At 66.1% G+C, this 10,648-nt stretch carries 10 protein-coding genes; 3 read left to right on the forward strand and 7 right to left on the reverse strand.

Features of this window, described 5'->3' with window-relative positions; translation table 11 throughout:
• Positions 1–14: 14 nt before the first annotated feature.
• Together VHL31_RS20540 and VHL31_RS20545 are read left to right on the forward strand one after the other, a co-directional pair.
• Positions 15–1,109: a putative 2-aminoethylphosphonate ABC transporter ATP-binding protein gene (locus VHL31_RS20540; RefSeq protein ID WP_329663107.1), complete on the forward strand. Its 1,095-nt coding sequence runs from the start codon at positions 15–17 to the stop codon at positions 1,107–1,109.
• 21 nt (positions 1,110–1,130) lie between these two features.
• Entirely contained in the window at positions 1,131–2,864 is a 1,734-nt protein-coding gene (locus VHL31_RS20545) for a putative 2-aminoethylphosphonate ABC transporter permease subunit (protein ID WP_329663108.1), read from the forward strand.
• 44 nt (positions 2,865–2,908) lie between these two features.
• Here VHL31_RS20545 and VHL31_RS20550 read toward each other — a convergent pair whose 3' ends face one another.
• The 7 genes from VHL31_RS20550 to VHL31_RS20580 all read right to left on the reverse strand — a co-directional run bounded on the left by VHL31_RS20550 (position 2,909) and on the right by VHL31_RS20580 (position 9,677).
• The gene (locus VHL31_RS20550; RefSeq protein ID WP_329663109.1) at positions 2,909–4,432 is read right to left on the reverse strand and encodes a pyruvate kinase; all 1,524 of its coding nucleotides are present in this window, start codon (positions 4,430–4,432) and stop codon (positions 2,909–2,911) included.
• Positions 4,433–4,550: 118 nt separating this feature from the next.
• Complete coding sequence (locus tag VHL31_RS20555) at positions 4,551–5,135, reverse strand: NAD(P)H-dependent oxidoreductase (RefSeq protein ID WP_329663110.1); 585 nt, start codon at positions 5,133–5,135, stop codon at positions 4,551–4,553.
• Between the two features lie 30 nt (positions 5,136–5,165).
• Positions 5,166–6,158 (reverse strand): zinc-dependent alcohol dehydrogenase family protein, encoded by a 993-nt coding sequence (locus tag VHL31_RS20560; protein ID WP_329663111.1) that lies wholly within the window; start codon positions 6,156–6,158, stop codon positions 5,166–5,168.
• Between the two features lie 50 nt (positions 6,159–6,208).
• A complete protein-coding gene (locus VHL31_RS20565) occupies positions 6,209–6,985 on the reverse strand; it encodes an isocitrate lyase/phosphoenolpyruvate mutase family protein (RefSeq protein WP_329663112.1) in 777 nt (258 codons plus the stop codon).
• Positions 6,986–7,265: 280 nt separating this feature from the next.
• Positions 7,266–8,240: a DMT family transporter gene (locus VHL31_RS20570; protein ID WP_329663113.1), complete on the reverse strand. Its 975-nt coding sequence runs from the start codon at positions 8,238–8,240 to the stop codon at positions 7,266–7,268.
• Between the two features lie 490 nt (positions 8,241–8,730).
• The gene (locus tag VHL31_RS20575) at positions 8,731–9,012 is read right to left on the reverse strand and encodes a hypothetical protein (protein WP_329663114.1); all 282 of its coding nucleotides are present in this window, start codon (positions 9,010–9,012) and stop codon (positions 8,731–8,733) included.
• Positions 9,013–9,425: 413 nt separating this feature from the next.
• Positions 9,426–9,677 (reverse strand): hypothetical protein, encoded by a 252-nt coding sequence (locus VHL31_RS20580; protein ID WP_414653783.1) that lies wholly within the window; start codon positions 9,675–9,677, stop codon positions 9,426–9,428.
• 862 nt (positions 9,678–10,539) lie between these two features.
• Here VHL31_RS20580 and VHL31_RS20585 point away from each other — a divergent pair.
• On the forward strand, positions 10,540–10,648 hold a 109-nt coding region (locus tag VHL31_RS20585; RefSeq protein WP_329663115.1), incomplete at its 3' end, for a transposase.

Consider the following 10,648-nt stretch of genomic DNA (forward strand, 5'->3'; position numbering starts at 1 on the left):
ACCAGCCCCGCATTATGGCAGCCGCCCCGCCGGCCGAGCCCTACCTGGTCATTCGAAACGTCACCAAGGAGTTCGGATCCTACCGGGCGCTCGACAACATCAGCCTCGACATCGAGGCTGGTGACTTCGTCTCGTTCCTGGGTCCCTCGGGTTGCGGCAAGACCACCTTGCTGCGAGCCATCTCTGGCCTTGACGTCCAGACCACCGGCACGATCCGGCAGGCCGGCCGCGACATCTCCAACCTGCCGGTCTCCCAGCGCGACTTCGGCATCGTCTTCCAGTCCTACGCCCTGTTTCCGAACCTCTCGATCCGCGGCAACGTCGCCTACGGCCTGGTCTCCACCGGACGTCCCCGCGCCGAAACCGACCGGCGCGTGAAGGAACTGCTCGACCTGGTGGGGCTCGCCGATCAGATCGACAAGTACCCGGCCCAGCTCTCCGGCGGACAGCAGCAGCGGGTAGCATTGGCGCGCGCCCTGGCCCTCTCGCCGGGCCTGCTCCTGCTCGACGAGCCACTCTCGGCGCTGGATGCGCGGGTGCGTGCGCGGCTGCGCGGCGAGATTCGTGACCTGCAGACCCGCCTGGGCATCACCACGATCATGGTGACGCACGACCAGGAAGAGGCGCTGACCATGAGCGACCGGATCGTCGTCATGAGCAAGGGCCGCATCGAGCAGGTCGGCACGCCCGACGAGATCTACGCGCGGCCGGCCACGCCGTTCGTCGCGGACTTCGTCGGCCGAATGAACTTCCTCAAGGGCCGGCTGGCGGCAACGGCGCAAATCGAGGTGCAGGGTGCCGTTTTCCAGATCGCCGAGCCGATGCCGTTCGCGCCGGGCACCGAAGTCACGGTCTGCATCCGGCCCGAAGACGTCGTCGTCCGCCAGATCGACGGCTCCACCCTCAATGCCGTCGATGTGCAGGTCGGCGTGATGGAGTTCATCGGCAATCACTTCGCGACGTCGCTGCATGTGACCGGCACCAGCCTCGGCTTCTCCGCCGACCTGTCCATGAATGACGTGCGCGATCTCGGGATCGCGCCGGGCATCGCGATCCGGGCGAGCCTGCCGCCCGACCGGCTGCGCGTCTTCGCCAGCCCGCCGGTCTAGCAGCCAAGGGAGGCGCTCCTGATGACGGCCGCGTCGGCCATCGGCCCGAGCCACTTGCCCGTGCCCGTGCCCGCCTTGGCAGCACCGGTCCGCCAGCGCCTGGACCGCAACGACATCCTGATGCGGGCCATGCTCTGCACCGTGGCGCTCTGCCTGACGGTGGCGGTGCTGCTGCCGCTCTGGGCGCTCCTGTCGAAGAGCTTCCAGGCATCCGACGGGACCTTTGTCGGCCTTTCCAACTTCCGGGCCTATGCCGGTCATGCCGGGCTCGCGGGCTCGATCTGGAACAGTCTCTGGATCGCCGTCCTGAGCACGCTCATCTGCGTGCTCCTTGCCTTCGTCTATGCCTACGGCATCACGCGCACCCGGATGCCGGGCCGCGCTGTGTTCAGGATGATCGCGCAGATCCCGCTGCTGGCTCCCTCGCTCCTGCCGGCCATCAGCCTGGTCTACCTGTTCGGCAACCAGGGCCTGGCCAAGGGGCTGCTGTTCGGACAGTCGATCTACGGGCCGATCGGCATCGTGATGGGTGAGGTCTTCTGGACCTTCCCGCACGCCCTGATCATCATCACGACGGCACTCTCCATTTCCGATGCCCGGCTGTACGAGGCATCCGAGGCACTTCGGGCAACAGGCTGGCGCACCTTCCGCACCGTGACGCTGCCGGGTGCCCGCTACGGCCTGATCAGCGCGACCTTCGTCGTCTTCACGCTCGTGATCACCGATTTCGGCGTGCCGAAGGTGATCGGCGGCCAGTTCAACGTCCTGGCTACCGACATCTACAAGCAGGTCGTAGGCCAGCAGAACTTCCAGATGGGTGCCGTGGTCGGCCTGATCCTGCTGCTTCCGGCGGTGCTCGCCTTCCTCGTGGATCGCCGGATGCAGCAGCGGCAGTCGGCGCTCCTGTCGATCCGCGCCGTTCCCCATGCGCCCAAGCCCGACCGCCGCACGGATCTGGTCTTTCTGGTCGTATGCCTCGTGATGGCGCTGGCCATCCTGACCGTCATCCTGGTCGCGTTCCTGGCGTCGGTGGCGACGTTCTGGCCATATAACCTGGTTCCGACCTTCAAGAACTACGATTTCGACATGATGGATGGCGGGGGCTGGGGCAGCTACTACAACTCCCTGACGATGGCAGCGCTGACCTCCCTGATCGGCACGTCGGTGATCTTCTTCGGCGCCTACCTCGTCGAGAAGACGCCGCGCTTCCAGCGCATGCGCGGGCTCGTGCAGTTCCTGGCACTTCTGCCGCTCGCCGTGCCGGGCCTCGTGCTGGGGCTTGGCTACATCTTCTTCTTCAACAGCCCGGCCAATCCCCTCAACGTTCTCTATGGCACGATGGCGATCCTGGTCATCTGCACGATCAGCCACTTCTATTCCGTCGCGCACCTGACGGCCGTAACCGCCTTGAAGCAGATCGACCCGGAGTTCGAGACGGTCTCGGCGTCCCTGCGCGTGCCCTTCTATCGCACCTTCTTCCGGGTGACGCTGCCGGTCTGCCTGCCGGCCATCCTGGACATCGCGATCTATCTCTTCGTGAACGCCATGACGACCGTGTCCGCCGTAGTGTTCCTCTACTCGCCAGACACGACGCTGGCGGCGGTGGCGGTACTGAACATGGACGATGCGGGCGATGTGGCACCCGCTGCGGCCATGGCGATGATGATCTTCCTCACGACAGCAGCCGTCCGCTTCCTCTACCTCGGCCTGACGCGCGGGATCCTCGCCCGCTCCCAGGCATGGCGGGCACGATGATCACGTTCGGCGGTGCAAGGTGGCTGCCCGCCGGGGTGGCCCCTTCACCAGGATGAGAGTGCCCGCAGCATCGCCGTCTTCTTGACCAGGTGCGCGTCCATCCGAACCAGCAAGCGGTCGAGCAGATCGATGGCGGCGCCGACCTCAGGGCCCTTGTTCAGCATGACGCACTCGGCGCGCGCCGCCATCGCGGCATCCGTCATCTCGCCTCGCGACGGCGTGCCGTCCTTGACGAGGTCTTCCAGCACCTGCGTGGCCCAGATCACCGGCACGTGGGCGGCCTCGCAGATCCACAGGATCTCTTCCTGCATCTCCGCCAGGCGCTCGAAGCCAATTTCCGCCGCGAGGTCGCCACGTGCGATCATGACCCCGAAGGGACGGCGGCCCACGGAACGCGCGATCAGCGCCGGCAGGTTCCTGACCGCATCGGGCCGCTCGATCTTCGCCACCAGCCCGAGCGGCCGGCCCTCGCCGCCATGCTTTTGCACAGCCGCATCCAGGAGATCGATGTCGGCGGCCTGGGCGACGAAGGAATAGCCGACCATGTCGGCGATCCGGATCACGGTGCCGAGGTCAGCCTCGTCCTTGTCGGTGATCGACGACAGGCCCAGCGCCGTGTCGGGAAGGTTGAGGCCCTTTTCGGGCTTCAGCCTGGCTCCGGCCGCCTTCACGCGGGTCACGCGGACAATGGCCTCGCCGTCGGCAGCCTCGTCGACCACACCCTCGAGCTTGCCGTCATTGTAGAGAACCCGGTCGCCGACGCTCAGGCGCGTGACCAGCTCGGGCAGCGACACCAACGCCGTGAAAGGAAGGTCTGGCGAAGGCTCGGGCGACCCGGCGGCGACCAACCGAAAGCGGCTGCCGACATGGAGCCGCGCCTTCGGGTTGTCGGCGGCCACCGCCTCGATGCGGATCTTGGGGCCGGCAATGTCCATCAACACCGTGAGACGGCGGCCCAAGGCTTCGCCCGCCCAATGAACATGGTCGGCCATCCTGCTCCAGGCTTCACGGTCGTCATGGGCACAATTGATGCGGGCGATGTCCATGCCACGTCGCGCCAGGTCGAGCACGTAGTCGGGGTCGATGGCAGCTTCGCTCGGCAGCGTGACCATGATCCGGCCTCGCCGATGCGGGGATGGCATGCCGAACAGCCGGTCCGTCGCATCGTGCAACGCGGCCTCGCCGGCGAAGAACATCTCCTCGCTTGGCGCCGGAACCGGGCTGACCTGACCTGAAAGCGCTGCCAGCGCGGCGAGCACCGCGTCGAGGGTCGGCAGGACCCGGCTTTCCAGACGGCCGAGGGAGGACAGGCCGCGCCACATCAACCGCCGCTGCAGGCTGCGAATGTCATGGCGTCGGAGAGCGATGTAGCTGGCAAGGTTCTGCACGCCCTGGCCTTGTGCCGCTGCCTCGCCGCCTGCCACGAGATCCCGCAGGATCGCCTGACCATCGTGCTCTACTGCCTGACGCAGGTTGCAGACCGCGGCGAACAGTTGGTGGAGGTCGTCATGGTCGCGCACGCCCACGGAAGGAGCGTTCGTGGTGGCATCATCCGAGGCGTCAGGCATGCTGTTCTTCTGCTCGAGGGGGCTGGGCAACTATCTGCCGCCGCTAGGCTACGCCTCGATGACATCTAGCCCAACGTGGTGCGCGAGCCAGGTGATGTCGTCCGCGCTCCGGCAGGAATCAACGGGCGTTGCGTCCCAAGGTATGCATCCGGCCCAGCCATTTCTGCCGCCCATGTTCGCTGCCCTCGACCGTGCCGATCAGGCTGTCGCCTACCGGGCGGATGCCCACGAAGCGAAGGATGTTGCGCTTCAGGCTCTTCAGGCTGTGCGCCCCGAAGTACCAGCGGTAGACGAGCGACGGCATGCCCATGGTCACGACAATACGCGCGGTCCTGCCGTTCAGCAGCGTCTTCCACTTCATCCCGCCTTCCACCCTGCTGGTCGCAAAGCCTGGCCGCATGACCTGCTCGAGAAAGCCCTTGAGCAGAGCCGGCATGTCGCCCAGCCAGAGCGGGTAGATGATCACCAGATGGTCTGCCCAGGCGATCGTCGTCTGACAGTTTTGGATGTCCGGTGGCGGCATGCCGTCGTCCCAGTCGGCCTTGCTGCGCAGGAGCGGAAAATCGAGCTTGCCGATGTCGATCCGGCGGACCTCGTGTCCTGCTTCCACGGCCCCACGCGCATAGGCCTCGGCCAGCGCATGGCAGAAATGGTCGCCGGTGCCGCTCGGGTGGCCCTGGAGGATCGCGATGTGCCTGGACATGTTTCTACCTGCAGCCTTGCCTGCCTCATCTCACGGCTGGTCCGGAACCAGGACGGCAGCGCCTTGAAGCCGGCCATGCCGCAGATCGGCCAGAGCCTCGTTGGCACGCGCCAGCGGATAGATGGTGGTCTGCGTCTGCACCGGAACCCGTGGCGCCAGTTGCAGGAACTCGTGCGCATCCTGGCGGGTGAGGTTGGCCACCGAGCGGATCACCCGCTCTTCCCAGAGCTGCCGGTAGGGAAAGCTCGGGATGTCGCTCATGTGGATGCCGCCGCAGACGACGGTGCCACCCTTGCGGACCGCTTGCAGTGCCGCCGGAACGAGGCTGCCGACCGGCGCGAAGATCAGTGCCGCGTCGAGCGGTTCCGGCGGCTGCTGGTCCGATCCGCCGACCCATCTGGCACCGAGCTCACGCGCAAAGGCCTGGGCTGCCAAGTCGGCCGGACGCGTGAAGGCGTAGATTGAGCGGCCCTGGAAGGTGGCAACCTGCGCTACGATATGCGCCGCTGCACCGAAGCCGTAGATCCCGAGCCGTTCCGCATTACCGGCCATGGCTAACGTGCGGTAGCCGATCAGGCCGGCGCAAAGGAGAGGCGCACCCGCCACGGCGTCATAGGCGTCGGGCATGGGAAAGCAGTAGGCGGCATCCGCCACCGTGTACTCGGCATAGCCGCCATCGATCGTGTAGCCGGTGAACCCAGGGTGGTCGCATAAGTTCTCCGCGCCGTTCCGGCAGTACCAGCATCGGCCACAGGTACGCCCGAGCCAGGGTATTCCGACTGCTTCGCCGGATCGGAACCGGTCGACGCCGAGGCCGCAGCGCACGACTTCGCCCACGATCTCGTGCCCAGGAATGAGCGGCAGCTTGGGCTCCGGGAGTTCGCCATCCACGACATGCAGGTCGGTCCTGCAGACCGCACAGGCCGCTACCCGCACGAGCACCTGGCCAGGGCCAGGTTCGGGAACGGGCAGGTCGACCAGCCGCAATGGTTGCCCGGGGGCATCGAGGAGCATGGCACGCATGTCATGGACACCTGTCGATCGTGATCTATCGCAACAGCCCGAAGGCTCGGTCAGATCCTCCGGAAGCAGCTTCCAGGCAAGGAGCCTTCGCTGCGCAGCTGCTCCGCCGCCTCCTGAAAGCCGGCCCAGGCGGCACGGGCAAGGCATCCGCCCACGCTGGTCCGCCGGACCCCGAGCGGAGCCATGTCCGAGACCTTCATCCCCGGCTTCAGGAGCAGCACGTTGACGGGCTTTGGCGCCACGGCAGCCACGATCGCCTCGATGGCGCCGGCCTCGGTGACACCAGGCGCGTACAGCACGTCGGCCCCGGCGTCCGCATACGCCACCAGCCGTTCGATCGTCGCGTCCAGCTGCGTTCGGCCGATCAGGAAGCCTTCGGTCCGCCCGACCAGCAGCACGTCCTCGCCTGTCCGATCGATTGCTTCGCGGGAAGCCCTGATGCGTTCGACAGCAAGCGGAAGGTCGTAGAGCTGCGTGCCGGTCCGGTCCTCGATGGAGAGACCGGCAACGCCTGTCTCGACGGCAAGGCGGACATTGGCTGCGACATCGTCCGGCCGGTCGGCGAACCCAGCTTCGAAGTCCGCATTGACCGGAAGCTCCGTGGCAGCCACCAGTTCACGGAGATGGGCCAGGACCTCGTCGAGCGTCACATCGCCATCGTCACGTCCCAGCGACCAGGCCAAGCCTGCGCTCGTCGACGCCAAGGCTGGGAACCCCAGCGCCTGCAACCTTCGCGCACTACCGATATCCCAGGGATTGGGGAGCATGAAATGCCCCTTGGCGTGCAGGTCGCGGAAGGCGGCGCGACGGGATCGCAAGTCGACCATGGAGATCGTCTCCCAGATAGGTGGGCAGGGAGAGGTAGCACGAAAAACCGTGCCTGCCTGCCGGCTGAGCCGGCGTCTCGAACTGCGGATGATCCAATGGTCGGGCAGGATGTCCAAGGTACACGGACCTGTCGTCGAGCCAGCGGCGTGCCGCTACCGACTTCGATGGTCGATGCGAGAAGGGAAGCCTCAGTCAGTACTCACCAACGGCGTACCCCCCGGACCTCGAACCACTACGGGGCATGGCCCGTTGAACCGGCTGGCGCTGGCCACCACGCGGCTACGGCGCATGCCCGGTCGCTTCGTGCGGGTCGGGTTCAACTGGTTGAGGCCTTTTTCGGTTCACCCGCTCCTGCGTCGCTTCCCGATAGGCAATATAGATGGATGATCCGGCGATGATCCCGGCCCCGACGAAGGTCCAAAGGTCGGGACGCTCGGCGAACATGACGAAGCCCAGGAAGGCGCCGAAGGGCAGCCGCAGATAGTCGAACGGCATCACCACCGATGCATCGGCGGCGGCATAGGCGCGGGTCAGCGCGATCTGGCCGACGGTCCCGAGAGCGCCGATGATCAGCAGCAATCCCCAGGTCGCCAAGCTCGGCCAGACCCAGACCGGCAGCGCGAAGGCCAAGGTCATCGGCGTCAGATAAAGTGCCAGGTTCGCGACGATTGCCCCGGCCGGTTCGGTCCGCGACAGCCTCTTGACCGTCAGTGTAGCACCCGCCGCGGCCGCGGCGGCTCCGATCGCGATCAGGCTGAAGAGGTTTAACGCCTCCGAGCCTGGCCGGATGATGACCAGCATGCCCAGGAAGCCAATCAGGACCGCCATCCACCGTCGCAGCCGCACGTCCTCTTTCAGGAACCAAGCAGCACCGATCGTCGCGAAGATCGGTAAGGTGAAGCTCAAGGCGATGCTGTCGGCATACCGCATGTTGACCAGCGCATAGAACCCGCCGATCAGGCCGATGATCGAGAAGCTGGCGCGCATCAGGTAGCCGCGCCACTGGGCGAGCCTGAGGCCGACCACGCCGCGCCGGCAGATCAGCGGCAGCATGATCGGCAGCACCAGCGCCATGCGGAAAAAGGCCAGCTCGAACGGATGAAGCTCCACCGACGCGACCCGGACCAAGGCGCCCATCCAGGAGAACAGAAAGGCGGCGAGTACCATCCAGAAGGCCGCCTGCACGGCTGCGCTGCGCCGGCCGAGAGCCAGCTCGACGGCACGGAACGGGGCAGCGAGAGACGCGGCAGACATGGACGGGATCCCGGCGGGACGTCGCCGCGATGATGACGAACCAGACATCGGCGACCCTAGGCGGAGCGAAAGCACAGGTCCAGCAGACATGCTCCCTCGCCACCACGAGAACATCCTGCGGATCATCCAGGATCCATCGCTTCTTGTAATGGGGGGCGATCAGACAGAGCACAGGCTTGAAACAACTGGTCCCGCTGGCTTGGCGTGTAGCGGTCGCACCATTCCTTTGGCATGGATCCGGACGTGCTCGGCAAGGCAGCCGAAGCGGGACCGGCTCCGGCTGGGCAACGACCCAAGCACGCGCCTGTGATCCAACCAGGTCACGTCCATGGCTTCATCAAGGGCCGGACCCGCGGCACATGCAGGTTCAGGATAGTGCGCGTGGTCGACGAGTTCGCCCCGGCACGTCTTGCGACCAGGGAGGCGCAACCCCTGGTCGGATAGTGTCCACGACCCTGCGCAGGTTGGTTTCAGGCGGTGGCAATTCTGGTCAGGTGCTGGCGAGCTTCGCCTCGTGCGGTGGCTGCAGGTCCAGGTAACGCCGGGGCAACCAGTGCGTCCCAACGATCGACGCAGCCGCTGCGGCCAGGTTCAGTGCACTTTCTTGGGAAAGAGCCAAGCACAGGTACATGCCGTCGGATCTCGGGGACGATCTGCTCGAGCGATCTGCCGCCGTTGCGGCTCCGAACAAGGCATCGCAGCTCAAGCTCTCGGTCACGCCCTGCTCGACCAACTCGGCGACCTTGCCCATTCGATGCAGCTTGACCACCACGTCCCTTTTCCTGCCGCTGGTCTGCCCTCCTGGCCGCGGATCCACCTTAGCATGGTGGGACCTCCCGCACCTTCTCGCCCGGCACGTGGCTGAAGACGTTCGGCCCGGTGAAGTGCTCGGCGGTGCTTTCGACCAAACCCAGGCAGGCGTCCGGGACGATCAGCTCAACGCCGGCGGGATCGCGCTGTTTGAGCTGGCCCGAGAACGCCGACCAGTCCTTGCCCCCCTAGCCCCTCACAAGTGCCTGATCCTCCCTGAGCGCACGGCCCCGGCGTGTCGTGGTGTGTCATCTTCTGAACAGGAGGACGTACGATGGCAGCGGGTCTTGATGGCTAGAGCCGGTACGACGCCGCGCATCTCAGCCGGGCCCTGAAGCTGCCCCGTTTCTTGTGGAGTGGTGATGGGCCTGGTGGTCAGGGTTCTGCCATGGGATTCCCGATCTCTGCCTCGTGGGCCAAGGGCGGCCGGTAGCCGAGGGCTGAATGCAGACGGATCGGGCGATGCCAGCCCTCGATGAAGCTGAAGCCAGCCCTGCGGGCCTTCGGCCCGGGATGCAGCCGGCGCCTGCCGAGCAGTTCGCATTCCAGCGTGGCGAAGCTCTCACCCATGGCGTTGTCGTAGGTGTCTCCAACCGGTTCCATGATCGGCAGCAGCCGATCATCCATGCGCGCAGCGGCCAAGGCCAGCAGGCCCTGGCAGGATGGCCGAACGCTGGCCTCCTTGGCTTGCTGGATGCCAACGAGGTCCCCTTTCTGGCCTGATCGCCTTGGTGGATCATGTCCGTTGACCGACCGCCATCTCTGGTCGACGAGATCCGGGGCAGGCCGCGCCTCCCGATCGCGCCGAGCCGTTCTCCCAACGGTGCGGCGGCGGCTGGCACCGACCGGACCGGCCAAGCCGCATCAGCCGTGCAATGCGCTTGCGTCCATGCCTTTCCCTCCTGTCCGCAGCCCAACATGCACACAGCGCATGCCGTATGTCTCGTGCGAACTGGGGTGGATCGTCCGCGCTGGCTTCAACAGCGTCTTGTCAGCTGTCAGGTGCGCCAATGCCGGCGGCTGCCGCCAAGCGTGAAAGCCGGATTCGGATACGCCTTGAGCATGCGTGCCATGATCGCGATCGGAAAGACGGTTCCTCGGCCGGCTCCTGCCGACCGCTCTGGTGAGGAACGGATCAAGAATTCGAAGACCTGGGTGGATCGTGCCGATCTCGCGTGGGAACCATCACCAGTCAGGAGATGGCCGATCATCCATCCCTGCAAGGGCTGCCGTCACCAAGACGCCAACGGAGCCGCCGCTTAAGAGAGGATGTCGCGCTCCCATCGCGGTTGCTTGTTCTCACGTCGCAGCCGGGCGGGCTCGGCCGCTGCCAAGCCGTCATCCGTGTCCCCCGACGGCCCTCCTGCCGGTCCGCCTGCATGACCCGTGGCAGGCCGACGGAGCCGTCGGCTCGAACTCACGGGGCAAGGTCAGCCGGATTGCGGACAGGCGGATAGGCTTGGTTCGTTCTGCATGAAGGACGGACCCGATGACGGGGAAGCGAACGCGGTACTCGGCAGACTTCAAGGCGAAGGTGGCGCTGGAGGCGCTGCGGGGTGAGCTGACGACAGCACAGCTGGCGGCCAGGCACGGCATCC

Source organism: Geminicoccus sp. (assembly GCF_036263595.1).
GTDB lineage: Bacteria > Pseudomonadota > Alphaproteobacteria > Geminicoccales > Geminicoccaceae > Geminicoccus.